This is a genomic window from Coprococcus aceti, assembly GCF_025567285.1.
Classification (GTDB): Bacteria; Bacillota; Clostridia; order Lachnospirales; family Lachnospiraceae; genus Coprococcus; species Coprococcus aceti.
The window spans coordinates 394806-409240 of record NZ_JAOQJT010000001.1 but is presented as its reverse complement, the minus strand read 5'-3'; the positions used below and the strand labels follow the sequence as shown (position 1 = coordinate 409240).

Here is a 14435-nt window from a genome sequence, read left to right as displayed (position 1 = left end):
CCCAATATTTATGTCTCAACTCTCGTTGCGGATATTCTATCTAATGTGATAGACAAGCTCCTCGTCCCCGAGTATAACGATCGCATTGTTCGTCAGGAACTTTTCTTCGCCCGCCTTCAATTCCTCTCCGTTCACAAATGTACCATTTGTAGACTTGTTATCGCTGATGAAGCACACGCCATTTCTCTTGGTGATAACACAATGAACTCTGCTTATAGCTGAATTGTCAGTAATCGCATAGTCCACAAGTCTTGCCTTATGTCCGATCTTGAACTCTGCCTTGTCCAAGCTTATTCTCTCGCCCGTCTTCACCCTAAGGAAATATGGTGCCGGTGCTCCATCAAATGGATTGCCCTGCACTGGCTGTGCCTGTGGCATCGGCGGTGTCTGTGGCATTGGTGGTACCGGCTGCATCTGTGGCATTGGCGGTACCGGCTGCATCTGTGGGTTCTGCGGCATCTCTGGCATCTGGTGTGCCTGTGGCATTGGTGGCATTGGCGGAATCGGTCTTCCTCCAAATGGGTTGCCCTGCATTGGAGGTATTGGCTTTATCTCCTGTGGCTGTGTTTCAACCGGCTCTGCTGGCTCAGGCTTGACATCCTGTGCTTCTGTCTCAGCCGGCTCTACTGCCTCTGGCTTGACATCCTGCGGCTCTGCCTCAACAGGAGGCTCTACAATCTCCGGCTTGGCATCCTGTGCTTCTGCTTCAACCGTCTCAACATTCTCCGGTTTATCCCCCTGCGGCTGTGCTCCAGCCATCTCAGGCTTAACCGGCTCCTCCATCGGCGGCACGCCTACCGGTGGCATTCCATTTGATCCCATTGGACCGTTTGGTATTGGGCCATTCGGTCCCATTGGCGGCATGCCCATCGGTGGCATTCCGTTTGGTGCCTGGCCATTCGGTCCCATTGGCGGCATGCCCATCGGTGGCATTCCGTTTGGCACCTGGCCATTCGGTCCCATTGGCGGCATGCCCATCGGTGGCATTCCGTTCGGAACCTGGCCATTCGGCATCTGACCATTTGATCCCATCGGGCCGTTCGGTCCCATCGGTGGCATTCCCATCGGTGGCATTCCGTTTGGCATCTGGCCGTTTGATCCCATCGGGCCGTTCGGTCCCATCGGTGGCATGCCCATCGATGGCATTCCGTTTGGCATCTGGCCGTTTGGTCCCATCGGCTGTGCATATCCATTCATTCTCGCATTATTTCTCATAACCTCGAGTCTGCTCACCTTAGGTGACTCACCTCGAAGTATGTGGCTGTTGCCACCCTTTGGAGCATTTGTGGAAAGCTCCTTCATCCTGTCTATCTCAGCAGCGTCTATGCCTGCTTCTGCAAGCATCGCCTTAACCTCGTTCTTCATGTCCGAGTTTGAAAATGTACCTCTCATATTCGCACAGTTTATAAGGCGTGCTACGTAATTGTCATTGTCATTCTCTGAGTATCTCGCATCAACTATCACCGACTTCACAAATGCTCTGACATCGTTGAGATCTGTCACTTCCTTCTGTACCGGAGCGACAATAAAGCAGACATCGTATGTCTCAGGCGATACAAACACACACTGCTCGTCCCTTGCAACATAGCTGAGCGAAACCATATTCTTACCAAACATCTCCAGTGCATGCAGAATGTTGTACAGAAGTGTGAGTATCTCCTTCTTGTTCATCTCCTGTCTCAGTATCTCCGCAAGAGGCTTCTTGTCATCGATCTGATAATTGAACACCCTGACTCCGGCATTCTCCTGCATGTCACACGGTGCCATCTCAGGCATAGATCCGCTTCTGCTCATATCATACACTTTAGCATCTATCACATCACTGATATCCAGACTGTAACTCACTCTGTAAGTTTCCCCCGCCGGAACTACAACAACCTTTTCTCTGTTCATTTTTTCAATCCCTTTCGTCTAAATCCGCATATTTTCCGTCAAAAATTATTTCTTCATTCAAACACCAAAAGCAGGTATTGCTACCTGCTCTTGTCCCACATCGTGGGTGGTGTATATTAACTTAATTTGAAGATAAAGTCCTCTCCACCGATGCTTATCATGGCATCGTTTGAAAGCTTCTGCTCTGCATTCTCATCCAGGCGCGCTCCGTTGAGATATGTGCCATTTGTCGCCTTGTTATCCTTCAGATAACATCCATCCTCTCTCTGGTAGATGATGACATGTACCTTGCTGATGGCCCCATTACCACCGACATGGTAATCAACACCTCTTGCCGCCTTTCCTATCTTGAACACAGCCTTGTTGACCATAACTCGCTCGCCTGTGTTGACACGGACTATATATGGCATAGCCTTTGGAGCGTTCCTGTTAACCGCTGCCTTCTCAGGTTCGGTATCCTTAACTACGTTCATTCCTCCGGTCAGCTCAACAGTGCTTCCTGTGCCCTTCTGCTCAGGCTCCTCTGCCTTCTCCTTCACCGGATCCATATTCGTCTCAGGCTCCGGCTGGTCACCGTCCATGAACTGTGGTGCAACTATCTGTTCTGTAGGGTTATCTATCTGAGCTTCCTCTGTCTCAGCAACCGCCTTCTGTATGATCTTCGCACGGTTGATCTTGATATTCTTAACAACAGGTGGATTATCCATAAGCTCGTCCGTAGATATCAGAACCGGCTTCTGCTCATCCTTCTTGTCAAGCTCAACCTCCGTAACTCCATCGGCAGCCTTTGCAACCTCTGTAAGTCCTGATGGCTCATGTACTGCCATATCTGATGTGAGAGCCTCTGTCATGCCCTCCTCGTCATCCTCTTCTTCCTCATCAAGGCTCTCATCTAACTCGAGCTCCTCAAGAACGCTGTCATCAAATACCGACATATCTATCTCGCTTGATACATTCTCTTTCTTCGTCTCATCCGAATCAAGATCAAGATCCTTGAATATCGCATTCGCTGCGGCCGCCTCGTCACTGATCTCCTCTACCTCATCAAGCTCGTCTTCCTCATCATCGCCAAATGACACGTCCTCAAACTCAGGCAGATCATCCATACTTGTATCAGATGCCGCCGTGTCAACTGAAGACTGTGAAACCGACATATCTGAGCCTATATCAACGAAGTTCTCCTCCACCTGCATTCCTGCAGACTCCATAAGCTCTGTGAGCTGTGCATAGAAGTTTCTCACTGTGAACTTATCCGCATTCAACAGATTGAGAAGCTTTGCCACATAGTTGCAATCCTCACTGTCATCATAAATAACGCTCGTCAGCAAGTCCTTTGCGAACATCCTGAATTCGGCATTGATATTGGCTTCTGACTCAACTGGAACACATAACATTCCAACATCGTATGTAACCGGATTAACATATGTAAACTCCTTGTGAAGAACCACATATGATGCCGGTATTCCAAGATCACGTAAATTAACTATACCAGAAGCTACCCCTCTGATTATCCCCAATATCTTCTCAGCATTTACCGTATTCGAAAGGAGTGCGTCAACCGTTGTCCTGCCTGTAACGTTATATGTAAGATAATCGTTCTCATCATCCTCTTCATAAATGATATCAATGAGCTCAGGAATCCGGTTCTCCTCCAGATAATCCAATAACTCCTCGTCAAACTCACAATCATCATTCAGAATATATGACAAATATTTCTCAGAGCCGATATTTCTTACCTTGAAACTTATTTTCCTCATCAAATATTCCTCCTATCGCACCTCCATAAGCGCATAACTAGATGCATAAAAACCCAAAAGGGTACATACTCCTTTATTATATATAAAAAGTCTATATATCGCAAGCAGTTTATACCCTTTTAGATAATTTTCGCTATATAATTTTGTCTATATTTTTTTACTCTGAATCAGTGCTTTCATCGGAGCCATCTTCTGATCCATCACCCTCTGCAGCTTCCTTTTCCGCCTTGGCTGCATCAGCCTTTTCTATGTCAGCAAGATGTCCCTCGTATGTCTTATTAAAGATACATGCTCCCTGGCTCTCATCTGATGTCAGGTAGTAGTAGTAATCATGCTTAACCGCATTCAGGACACCCTCTATGGATGCCTCGCCCGGATTACATATAGGGCCGACAGGAAGTCCTGTGTACTTGTAGGTATTGTACGGTGAATCAACCTCCAGATCATCATATGACAGTTCTGCCTGATTGTACTGACCGTCAGTCACAACATAGAGAACAGATGGATCTACCTGAAGAGGCATGTCATCATTCAATCTGTTGATAAATACTCCCGCAACCATCGCTCTGTCTGAATCCAGCTTACACTCCTTCTCAACTATGGAAGCCATGGTGAGAACCTCAAAATCTGTATATCCAAGCTCCTCTGCCTTCTTCCTGAAGTCATCTGTGTAAATGCTGTTAAACTTGTCTATCATGTCCTGTATGAGCTCCTTTGGAGTCATATCTGCATATATGTCGTAAGTAGCAGGGAACAGGAAGCCCTGTAATGCGTACTTGACTTCCGATGAAGGTATCTCAAACGGATACTCAAACTCTCCCGACTTGCACGCCTCAAGAAACTCCTTTGCAGAGCAGAAGCCCAGCTCCTCGCATCTGTCAGCGATCTGTTCAACCGTAAATCCCTCAGGAACTGTCAGTGTATATTTTACCTCTCTGGTCGACTCCACGTAACACAGAGTCTTTATCATATCCAATGTCGACATACCTGTTGTGAGTGTGTAAGTACCCGGCTGAAGACTGTGGCTGTACTGCGAGCCGGTCATTCTGAGCTGGAATGCAAGCTTATACTTTATAAGCCCCGCATCTTTAAGTATAGATGCTGCCTCCTTGACAGATGTATCCTCAGGTATGGTAACCTCGATCTTCTCTCCGCCGCCGGCACTGTAGGTGCCCTCATATTCCTGCATAAATCCGGTATACGTCTCCTTAACCTTGTATACCCCGAACAGCACCAGACATACCGCCAGCGCTATTATAATAACGGGTCTTGCTATGTTTCTCCAATCCATCTCTTTCTCCTTCTGTATCTGCAAATTTCATTTGCCTGTTCTGTTAACTGATGTTATCATTACCCTATCTTATACCAAGAAAGGAATGATATACATGGCAAATCCAATAGTTACTATCACTATGGAAAATGGCGATGTCATGAAAGCAGAACTCTATCCTGACATTGCTCCAAACACTGTAAACAACTTCATCTCACTGATCAAGAAAGGCTTCTATGACGGAATAATCTTCCATCGTGTAATAAAAGGCTTCATGATACAGGGTGGAGACCCTCAGGGAATCGGCATCGGCGGTCCTGGATACTCAATCAAAGGTGAATTCTCACAGAACGGATTCAAGAACGATCTGGCCCACACTCCCGGAGTGCTGTCAATGGCCCGTTCCATGATGCCTGACTCAGCAGGTTCACAGTTCTTTATCATGCATAAGACATCTCCTCATCTGGACGGTGCTTACGCTGCCTTCGGTAAGGTTATCGAGGGACTTGACATCGTAGACAAGATTGCAAATGTGCCAACTGACTACAATGACAAGCCTCGTCAGGAACAGAAGATGAAGACTGTAACAGTCGAGACCTTCGGTGTTGATTATCCTGAACCTGTAAAGGCTTAATCGAAAGTATTATAACCCATATAGCAGTTTTTGAAAACACTTATAATTCTTCTTACAAAAAAATAAACATCTGCCCTGCGATCCCAGGTATACAGGAGTTCGCAGCAGATGTTTTTTTATGTTCATTTATTGTACTATCCTTCCATCCTTCATCTCATATATCTCATCGCACAGATATTCCAGCTCCTCCCTGTCGTGGCAGGCAGTGATTATAAGACTTCCTCCATCACGCAGCTTCAGCAGCTCCTTCTTTATGTTATCTACAGACTCTTCATCAAGTGCGTTGATAGGTTCATCCAGCACTATGACATCCGGCTCTCCCATGATTGCATTTGCTATGCCAAGCTTCTGCTTCATTCCAAGGGAATACTTTCTGTATACCCTCTTATCATCCGGATCAAGACCTGTCCTCTCTATGGCATATCTGACATCGTCATCACTGATCCCTCCCATGAGCTTTGCCAGAAGCCTGAGGTTCCTGAAGCCTGTGTACTGAGGCAGAAATGACGGATTCTCTATCAGAGCACCTATACTCCGTGGAAACTTTATGTCCCTGTGGAGCTCCTCATCATCTATATATATGTGTCCTCCATCAGGTATGAGCAGACCACATATAGCTCTCATAAGCATTGTCTTGCCACAGCCATTCTTTCCACGGAGTCCATATATCCTGCCCGGAGTCATGGTCAGACTGATATCATTAAGTATAACTGAACCCTTTATCTTCTTATTCAGATTTTCTATCCTTATCTCGCTCATATGTATTCTCCTTTTTTCTCAAATGATATCTCGTCCATCAAAATAGATTCTGCCCACTATATATGATATTGCAATTATAGTAATAGAAAATATAATACCTCCAACAGGATACACCCCGTTTTCGTCTACATACGAGCTTCGTATCCACATCGTATAGCTTCCACACAAATACCACACTGTATAATAAGCTGATATAACATATACCGAACACGTAACTGCGAAACTTATCACAGGATCGATCAAAAAACTCAGCATCATCTGCATTGCTGCCGATGCTAATGTCACAATAAATGGCAGTATAAATAACACCAATATAATATCCGCATGTGTCATACTAAAAACATTAGGACTGAACTGTGCTGTTACGAATTCCTGAGTAACCGCAAACATCATACTTGCACCTTTCAGCCACGCCATCACCACCACACTTATATAAGCCACCACAAAATAAAAAAGTACCATGATGTTACACCATAAACACTTGGCCAGCCACCATGATTTTCTTTCTCCTAGCGCAACAAATACAGCCCTACCATTTTTCTTAAAATCATCAAATGCATAATATGCAACAATATAAAATGCACCCATCTGAAATATAAACCAATATATTGGAATAGAGAAATACTCTGTCGGATTAAATTTATACACGCTCATTCCCTGCATAGCAAACATAATATAATCAATCACAGTTCCGTATGTGTACATTTGCCCATCATCTATCATGCTGTCTATAATCGAAGCACACTGAATACCACGGCACACGCCAAAAGCAATTGGTAAAAATACTAAATACCATTTTGTCAATGCTCCTGATCTTATATCTCTTATCAACAGTCTACCAATTTTCACTATTAACTCCTCCGGTCTTCACCACTACGAGCTTACAATATATCTCTCTTTTTTGAGTAAATTATGGTTATTATTACGCTCACCATTATAACTGCCATAAATACCAGGATCGGCTGATACCATAACACCAAAGCATTCTGTATGGGATTGACAATTCCATATAGAGACCAACCACCTAAATCCTGCTCAGAAAGCACGACGCCAACCACCACATACAATACGAAAGGTACCATAATTGCTGAAAATCTGCTGTCCACCCATCTTGATATACATACCGCCACCATCCCCAACAGTCCACCCATAATTCCATCTATCAATATGTAAATCAGACAATATATAACAGGATGACATTGGAATAAATATGGGAACATATTACAGTCTATTACCCCTGCAACCATAAAAGTCAGTCTCTCGGGACTGTTATCAGGATAAAAACCAGCCGCCAAAAACAGATTAAACAAGAGTGGAACTGTAACTGCTATAAATGACGAAAGATATACAGCTATCATTTTTGAACACATATATTGGATTCTGGTTGACCGTATACATATATTTTTGTCATAACCATTATTCATATCCGAATAATATGTTCCTGCATACGGCATACAGGCAATAATCGGAAACAATATATAAAACAATGAATTATAAGCAAATTTATAATCCGTCCCTATCCAGGCCTGTATAAGACTTGATGTACCATCCGTTTTATAAATGCTGTGAAATAAACAAAGATCTAAGGTTCCTATAAACACACCTATTAAAATACTAATATAAATCCATATGCTTCTCATTGCTCTTTCTATCTCGAATCGGATACTTTTCACGTCCATCAATCCTCCACCAAATCTAATTTCACCTTTATTTTATCTGGAGTTATACAAAAGACATAATAATAATCCATGTCATATATATTTTTCCATGTTTTTTCTTTAAAAGACGCCTCAGTCATCACCGTTCCAAACCATATCTCCTGTCTTTGCCCAGCCTTGAACAATTCAGAATCAAAAATATTCATTTGTCTTTCCACTGATGGACTTATTGAGCTTGCCCATGTATCCGTCTGAAATCCACAATTGAACAGTTCCATAACCTCATCCCAACCAATATCAGCTCCTGTGTTATTCGTAACAGTAAAACCTGCACACAACACTCTGACACTTTCTATATACGGAATCTCAGCATTAAACCTTTGCTCAAATTCCTTCTTACCATAAATATGTGCCTCTTTCAAAACCAATTTATAACCTTGAAATTCTATCTCATCATAGTTATATGTAATGTCAGTCTTTCGCTGCATGAGATTTACACTATATATTCGTCCACTCCAAAACACAATTATACAGGCAGCTATTACACAGACTATTCTTTTTATCATACTTGAAAGCCTCCATCTGACTGCTGTTTATTTCATCGTTCTCTCGGTATATTGTCAAGCTTCACAAGATCCGGGTATGAATCAGGATCAAATAATTCATCAGTTAATGGCGGCTCTCCAATATACAGAGTTACGCTTCCGTTATAACTGTCACTAACCTCAAACCCTAATGTGCACTCCAGAACCTCCGCAGGCTCAAGCGTTCTTAAGAAAAACCAGTCTGCCCTGTCATCTCCTACCATATGAATTGATTTATCAAAATACACCTGGTTGTCTACATTCCACATCTGCGATTTATTTGACAAAACAAATTGCGTATAAAAGCTTAGAACCTTATCTACAGCTTCCTCATTTTCATTCGTTATCCTGCATTTAACAAAATAATATCTGGTCTTCGGATGTATATACTTTGTATTTTCTTCCAGCAAATCCTTGTACTTTTCCTGCATTTCACGGAGCTTATTCATATCATCTTCATTTTCCACTGGAGAATTATATAATTTTTCATAATCGGGAGCCTGCTCAAATACGGCTTCCATATCTGTAATTTTTTCAATAAAATCTGGATCCGGTAATTCACCAGTCTTAAAACATTCTGCAGAATACTTTGTCTGTTTCACAATATCAGTATCCTCAACCACATCAACAGACAGACATTCTACTTTTACTCCGTCACTATTAAATATATTATCTCCCGCAGTATTCTTCCAATTCTTTTCTTCATCGTTATTCCCAACATCTCCTGAAACGATAGATATCTTTTTAGATTCTTCGGTTGTTGGTTCGCTATCAGTCTGATCATCAGTTTCAGATATAGTTTCACTTGTATCACTATTTTCTGTATTTCTTTCATATGGTTTTTTCTTATTTTTTTCAAGATTGTTATTGACAAAAGCCAACCCCAGCAAGACAATACAGATTCCTGCTGCAACCAGCACTGTTTTTTTACTATTCATACACATTACCTCTAATCAAGCTGTGCCTGTAGCAACAGGCACAGCCAACACATTTTTTCTCATCTATTTAGGATATACTGTATATACCTTCGTAGAATCTGGACTCCACCATCCCGATGTAATTTTACCTGTTACTGTTGATCTTCTCGTCATGCGAAGTCTGGCGTAATTCTCGTCGTTTTCATATACATAATTCGTTACACTTGCCTCTACGCCTCTTGGTATGGTCACGTATGCAGATCTATAATTAGCCGTGCCTGTAACTCCAGCCTTTCCCTGTACTCTATAGTCCACTACAGGCCCTGTAGTCGGATATATATATACCTTTGTGGCATTTTCTTTATCTCTCCATCTGCTTATTCCAGCTGGCGAATTACTGTTATATTTAAACTCATCATTTGTTGTATTACCCGCCTTAGCCGGTGCTGCAATTCCCACTGTTCCTGACACCGCCATTGCGCCTGCGACAGCAAACATCGCAAGCTTTGTTTTCATTGACTTCTTCATAACCTTTTGTCCCTCCTAATTAATTATCTACGGTATTTACTCCACTTTTGCCACTTTTAACAATTTTGCTATTGTACTTTTCTGTGTCTGATAGTACAATCCGCTTATCAAGATTTTTCCAGCAAATGATTGTCTTGATATTTCTAATATCCTGAAGCTCAACTCTTCAGGATATTTTACTTTTTCTCTTTCTGCGAATCGATATTCCTGAGACACTCTGGGAGTTCTATCTCTCCCCAATGATTCTGGCATCCAGTCAATTTAATTATGTCTCCAGCCAAATCTTCTAGTATGTCACCAAGCACTGCTCTTACCTTGCTACCAGACATTTTTCTCGCCTCCCTTCTTAATATCTGGCAATATTGATTTCTTACATACAACCAAGATTGCCTCTATTATCTCAAGCAGCAAAATACATGTTATCGTACTGCTATAAGATTTCATAATTACGCTCAAAACAGCCGAGACCATCAATCCAGCTATACATCTTATTTTTATATTTATACGTTTCTTCCCTATATATTTGGGACGTTGTTCTGATGGTAACGGTGCATATAAAATAACCATAAGCACACATAACAAAATACTTGCACTCTGCATAAGTAAACTGAAATGAAATATTTTTCCGCCTATTATCGCTAAAGAATACACCATAGTTGTCATCATCGTACATCCAAACCAGGTTGTCATATGCATTCCACCCATAAATTTCCTTGTTAAAGATATTACCAACATACAAACCAGAGCTTCTTTGGTTGTATCAAATATTATTGATATCAGAATAATGATAAGAAACTTTTCTATATCATCTATTATTTTCTGTAACGAATATCCTATCTTTGCTGTCCTGTCGGACTCGGAATCGTACTCATCGCCTTCAATTGCCTTTACCAAATACCTGCTCAATCTTTTATTTAGATTCTCTATTCGACCACCTCCACTTTTCTTTTATCATACAACTACTTAGATTGCAATATATTTTACTTAATTTGTCATAAACGGTATCTATCATGTCATAAACGACAATTGACTAAGCTTTTTTACTCTCATATAATGTTTTAAAATCTCTTATTATTTGCGGGAAAGCGAGCGTGAAAATATGCCTGACATAATTATTGAACAGCTTTGTTTTTTGTTAGAACTTATTTGTTATCTTACTCTTATATCCTCTCTCTCAGGTATACCAATAAAGAAAATGCGTCATCCCTTTATTGCTCTATCCAGTAATTTTTTTATATGCTCTGTGCTCTCATATATTTTTTCTAACGCCTTAGGCTGGATTATTCTGTGTTTATGCTGCTTTATCACTTTTTCTTACATACTACATGTATCATTTTTCAAATCATCAATAGCATATGTTTTATCCTATGCCTTGCTTAGCCTTATTCAGGATATAGTTGTTATGGCTTTTAACCGATTCAGCATTCAGGATAAGGCTTTTTCATCTTTTCTTGGATCTGCAATATCTACTATTTTAATTTTAATATTGTGTCGTTTCATCAATCTGAATAAATGGTTTTTACTGTTAATGGAAGGATCTCTGTACCCTAAATATCTCATATTGCATTTATATGTTCTCTATATGGTAGAAATAGGACTGTCAAAGTACAGTGCAATTAATATCAATGCACTTATCCCCCTCATCTCATTTTTCACCGTGATAGTCCTCATCACCGACATAGTAATCCTCAGCCAGCAACAGATCATCAGCAAGCAGCAGCACGATCTGGCAAATTACAACGTCTATCAGCCTATGATGGATGATCTGATTGAGGACGTCACGGGAAGGCAGCATGACTTTGACAATATATTGACCGGTATTCGAATGCTTCCATATACACACACCGACTACAGTTCATTAAAGGAGGCTCTTATCAGCAGTTCAGATGAGGTTATATCCGAATACAGAACCACCGAGCTTCTGAAAATCAACATGTTCGTGATCGCCGGGTTTATATACAGCAAACAAAAGCAGGCAGAAAAGGCGCACAAAAAGCTGAATATTGTCGTTCACAGCTATCTGCTCGAGAGCCGGATGCCTGAATATGAGCTGGTCAGGGTTCTGGGAATACTCATCGACAATGCACTGGAGGCCATATCTGAGCACGATAGTATGACTCTGCACCTAGATAGCCGGGACGGCAGGATCATCATCACCACTCTGAACAAAGGTCCTCTGCTAACACCCGAGATCAGAGCAAAGCTTTTCACGGCAGGCTATACCACCAAGACCTGTGATCGTCAGAAGCACGGTCTTGGTCTTTACAATCTCAGGCGTCTGGTATTTAAATATAATGGAAAAATATATCTGGAAAACGATTATCTTCTGGATGATACTCTGGTGCGTTTTGAAGTAATGGTTTAAAATACAACACATAGAAGGAAGGAGTCTTTTATAATGAGAGCTTTGGTAGTTGAAGACAATGTGGCACAATTAAATGGTCTGGCAGAAATAATAGAAGAAAGCTTCCCCGACATAGAATGTCTGAAGGCCGCCTGTTATGATGATGCTCTGGCTCTGGCAGATTCGCACAGCATCCAGCTTTTTCTGCTGGATATACAGCTTGGCGCCGACCCGGATAAGGACGGAATAACGCTGGGAGAACAATTGCGGAGGAATCCGCGTTATCAGACAACTCCTATTTTGTACGTGACAGCTCTTGTAAACGAAGCTCCCAGAGCGATCCACAAGACCAACTGCTACGATTATCTGGTCAAGCCCTACTCACAGCAGGATCTGATAGAATCTGTCTCCAAGCTCCTGAACCTTTCTCTGATCAGGGAGGAACCAATAGAGCTTACCGACAGAGATGGTGTACTTGCCAGGATCAGACCAGACAATATACTATACATTAAATCCGAGCTGCGAAACATGCATGTCCACACAACCACCGGACTATTTATATCCACAGGAACACGACTCTCTGTATTTGCGGACTCTCTTCCATCGTATTTTGCGCGCTGCCACAAGAGCTTTATCGTAAACCTTCATCATGTGGATACCTACGACAAGGTTACCGCCATGGTATCGCTTGACACACCGGACTATCAATGGATACCGGTTGGCCGCAAATATGCCACAGAGTTTGGTCACAGACTTAAGGCTTCCACAACTGCGCACAAACACGTTGAACAGGCTTAGCAATGATAAGGAGTATTTGAAATGCCGAATTCTATAATTGATCTCCTATGCTTTACATTGGAAACAATGAAGGATGTTATTTTTATATCTGCCCTCATCGGAAGAAAATTCCGGGATATGCGCCACCCAATTATTGGAATGGCTGCTTACCTTATACTCGGGAATGCAGTTTCCTTAATTTTCCCAAATGCATTTGGATGGCTGGCATTATGCCTGCTGTCCTATCTCATGCTGTTGTATATTATGAAGACCAGATATTTTTATGTATTGATGGCGTATATTCTTGAATATCTGTATGCGGCTTTTCTTGAGGATATCATCATCATGGGTATGACACGTCTGGGTGTGAACAAAGAGATATACCTGTCCATTTCCTGTGCTGTATTTTCATTTCTGATCTCAGTGGCTCTGTGCAGATATGCGCCTATGAACCGTGTGTTCCAAACCTTCATGGGCGGCAGTGGAATTATCAAATTCCTGTCTATTCATTTGTATGTTGTGTATATGATCGAGACCGGGCTATACAAATTCAGTTTCATCGACACTTCGGTGTATATACCTGTGATATCATGCTTTGCGGTTGTGGTCATTCTCTCGGATATCATCATTCTGGGACAGCAGCGAACCATAGGAAAGCAGCAGCACGACCTGGAATGCTTTAAAACCTATCAGCCTATGATGGCTGATCTGATAAAGGATCTGCGAAGCAAACAGCACGACTTTGATAACCATCTGACGGCAGTCAGAATGCTTCCATACACCTATAGGGATTATGAGTCTCTGAAAAATGCCCTGATAAACTATTCGGACAATATGGTATCTGAATACCGTGAGTCTGAGCTGCTTCGCATCAATCTGTCTGTTGTCGCCGGTTTTATATATAGCAAGATGATCAATGCCGAAAAGAACGGAAAGACTCTGAATGTGATAGTCAGACAGCATACGTTGAAAAGCTGTATGCCCGAATATGAGATTATACGTATACTTGGAATATTAATAGACAATGCTCTGGAGGCTGTAGATGCTCCGGGATCTGCCACCCTGTCTCTTGACAGCAGTCAGAACCAGATCATCATAAGCACCATGAACAAAGGTCCTGTGTTGAGCTCTGATCTTAGAAGAAATATGTTTACCTACGGCTACACAACCAAGACCATCGACAAGCAGCATCACGGATATGGTCTTCCGAACATGAAAAAGCTTGTGGATGAATATGAGGGAAAGATATGTCTGGATAACCGAACCATATCCGGACAGAATTATATTTGCTTCGAGGTGACAGTGTAACGCAGC

At 42.1% G+C, this 14435-nt stretch carries 16 protein-coding genes; 4 read left to right on the top strand and 12 right to left on the bottom strand.

What is annotated here, in order from left to right:
• Positions 1-36 precede the first annotated feature (36 nt).
• The 3 genes from OCV54_RS01840 to mltG all read right to left on the bottom strand — a co-directional run bounded on the left by OCV54_RS01840 (position 37) and on the right by mltG (position 4941).
• Positions 37-1893, bottom strand: coding sequence for an FHA domain-containing protein (locus tag OCV54_RS01840; protein ID WP_055222420.1), 1857 nt, complete (start codon positions 1891-1893; stop codon positions 37-39).
• A 116-nt stretch (positions 1894-2009) separates the two neighbouring features.
• Entirely contained in the window at positions 2010-3650 is a 1641-nt protein-coding gene (locus tag OCV54_RS01835) for a DUF6382 and FHA domain-containing protein (RefSeq protein WP_015534341.1), read from the bottom strand.
• A gap of 157 nt (positions 3651-3807) precedes the next feature.
• Positions 3808-4941 (bottom strand): endolytic transglycosylase MltG, encoded by a 1134-nt coding sequence (mltG, locus tag OCV54_RS01830; RefSeq protein WP_055146128.1) that lies wholly within the window; start codon positions 4939-4941, stop codon positions 3808-3810.
• A gap of 94 nt (positions 4942-5035) precedes the next feature.
• Here mltG and OCV54_RS01825 point away from each other — a divergent pair, with 94 nt between their 5' ends.
• Positions 5036-5554 (top strand): peptidylprolyl isomerase, encoded by a 519-nt coding sequence (locus OCV54_RS01825; protein WP_015534342.1) that lies wholly within the window; start codon positions 5036-5038, stop codon positions 5552-5554.
• 126 nt (positions 5555-5680) lie between these two features.
• On the opposite strand, the gene OCV54_RS01820 is transcribed toward OCV54_RS01825, so the two are convergent.
• From OCV54_RS01820 to OCV54_RS01780, 9 genes are all read right to left on the bottom strand, one after another.
• Positions 5681-6313 (bottom strand): ABC transporter ATP-binding protein, encoded by a 633-nt coding sequence (locus tag OCV54_RS01820; protein WP_055146125.1) that lies wholly within the window; start codon positions 6311-6313, stop codon positions 5681-5683.
• Between the two features lie 18 nt (positions 6314-6331).
• Complete coding sequence (locus tag OCV54_RS01815) at positions 6332-7162, bottom strand: hypothetical protein (RefSeq protein ID WP_055222419.1); 831 nt, start codon at positions 7160-7162, stop codon at positions 6332-6334.
• A gap of 32 nt (positions 7163-7194) precedes the next feature.
• A complete protein-coding gene (locus OCV54_RS01810) occupies positions 7195-7992 on the bottom strand; it encodes a hypothetical protein (protein ID WP_055222418.1) in 798 nt (265 codons plus the stop codon).
• Positions 7992-8537: a hypothetical protein gene (locus OCV54_RS01805; RefSeq protein ID WP_055146116.1), complete on the bottom strand. Its 546-nt coding sequence runs from the start codon at positions 8535-8537 to the stop codon at positions 7992-7994. The genes OCV54_RS01810 and OCV54_RS01805 overlap by 1 nt, the downstream gene beginning before the upstream one ends.
• A gap of 32 nt (positions 8538-8569) precedes the next feature.
• The gene (locus OCV54_RS01800; protein WP_055222417.1) at positions 8570-9493 is read right to left on the bottom strand and encodes a hypothetical protein; all 924 of its coding nucleotides are present in this window, start codon (positions 9491-9493) and stop codon (positions 8570-8572) included.
• Positions 9494-9556: 63 nt separating this feature from the next.
• Positions 9557-10000, bottom strand: a complete 444-nt coding sequence (locus tag OCV54_RS01795) for a hypothetical protein (RefSeq protein ID WP_055146110.1) — start codon at positions 9998-10000, stop codon at positions 9557-9559.
• Between the two features lie 36 nt (positions 10001-10036).
• A complete protein-coding gene (locus OCV54_RS01790) occupies positions 10037-10252 on the bottom strand; it encodes a hypothetical protein (protein ID WP_156329433.1) in 216 nt (71 codons plus the stop codon).
• A 66-nt stretch (positions 10253-10318) separates the two neighbouring features.
• Entirely contained in the window at positions 10319-10906 is a 588-nt protein-coding gene (locus tag OCV54_RS01785; RefSeq protein ID WP_055222416.1) for an accessory gene regulator B family protein, read from the bottom strand.
• A 519-nt stretch (positions 10907-11425) separates the two neighbouring features.
• Positions 11426-11560 carry a hypothetical protein gene (locus tag OCV54_RS01780; protein ID WP_262563221.1) on the bottom strand — a complete coding sequence of 45 codons (135 nt, stop codon included), beginning with the start codon at positions 11558-11560 and terminating at the stop codon, positions 11426-11428.
• Positions 11561-11582: 22 nt separating this feature from the next.
• Between OCV54_RS01780 and OCV54_RS01775 the strand changes: the two genes are divergently transcribed.
• The 3 genes from OCV54_RS01775 (at position 11583) to OCV54_RS01765 (ending at position 14429) form a co-directional block, all read left to right on the top strand.
• The gene (locus tag OCV54_RS01775) at positions 11583-12365 is read left to right on the top strand and encodes a sensor histidine kinase (RefSeq protein WP_172674910.1); all 783 of its coding nucleotides are present in this window, start codon (positions 11583-11585) and stop codon (positions 12363-12365) included.
• Between the two features lie 33 nt (positions 12366-12398).
• On the top strand, positions 12399-13142 hold the full coding sequence (locus OCV54_RS01770; protein ID WP_022217447.1) for a LytR/AlgR family response regulator transcription factor: 744 nt from the start codon (positions 12399-12401) through the stop codon (positions 13140-13142).
• A gap of 66 nt (positions 13143-13208) precedes the next feature.
• Positions 13209-14429 (top strand): sensor histidine kinase, encoded by a 1221-nt coding sequence (locus OCV54_RS01765; RefSeq protein ID WP_262563220.1) that lies wholly within the window; start codon positions 13209-13211, stop codon positions 14427-14429.
• Positions 14430-14435: the final 6 nt, after the last annotated feature.

Coding starts and splice junctions, on each gene's coding strand:
- OCV54_RS01840 (WP_055222420.1), bottom strand. CDS start 1,893: ATGAACAGAGAAAAGGTTGTTGTAGTTCCGGCGGGGGAAACTTACAGA.
- OCV54_RS01835 (WP_015534341.1), bottom strand. CDS start 3,650: ATGAGGAAAATAAGTTTCAAGGTAAGAAATATCGGCTCTGAGAAATAT.
- mltG (WP_055146128.1), bottom strand. CDS start 4,941: ATGGATTGGAGAAACATAGCAAGACCCGTTATTATAATAGCGCTGGCG.
- OCV54_RS01825 (WP_015534342.1), top strand. CDS start 5,036: ATGGCAAATCCAATAGTTACTATCACTATGGAAAATGGCGATGTCATG.
- OCV54_RS01820 (WP_055146125.1), bottom strand. CDS start 6,313: ATGAGCGAGATAAGGATAGAAAATCTGAATAAGAAGATAAAGGGTTCA.
- OCV54_RS01810 (WP_055222418.1), bottom strand. CDS start 7,992: ATGGACGTGAAAAGTATCCGATTCGAGATAGAAAGAGCAATGAGAAGC.
- OCV54_RS01805 (WP_055146116.1), bottom strand. CDS start 8,537: ATGATAAAAAGAATAGTCTGTGTAATAGCTGCCTGTATAATTGTGTTT.
- OCV54_RS01800 (WP_055222417.1), bottom strand. CDS start 9,493: ATGAATAGTAAAAAAACAGTGCTGGTTGCAGCAGGAATCTGTATTGTC.
- OCV54_RS01795 (WP_055146110.1), bottom strand. CDS start 10,000: ATGAAGAAGTCAATGAAAACAAAGCTTGCGATGTTTGCTGTCGCAGGC.
- OCV54_RS01790 (WP_156329433.1), bottom strand. CDS start 10,252: ATGCCAGAATCATTGGGGAGAGATAGAACTCCCAGAGTGTCTCAGGAA.
- OCV54_RS01780 (WP_262563221.1), bottom strand. CDS start 11,560: ATGAGATATTTAGGGTACAGAGATCCTTCCATTAACAGTAAAAACCAT.
- OCV54_RS01775 (WP_172674910.1), top strand. CDS start 11,583: ATGGTAGAAATAGGACTGTCAAAGTACAGTGCAATTAATATCAATGCA.
- OCV54_RS01770 (WP_022217447.1), top strand. CDS start 12,399: ATGAGAGCTTTGGTAGTTGAAGACAATGTGGCACAATTAAATGGTCTG.
- OCV54_RS01765 (WP_262563220.1), top strand. CDS start 13,209: ATGAAGGATGTTATTTTTATATCTGCCCTCATCGGAAGAAAATTCCGG.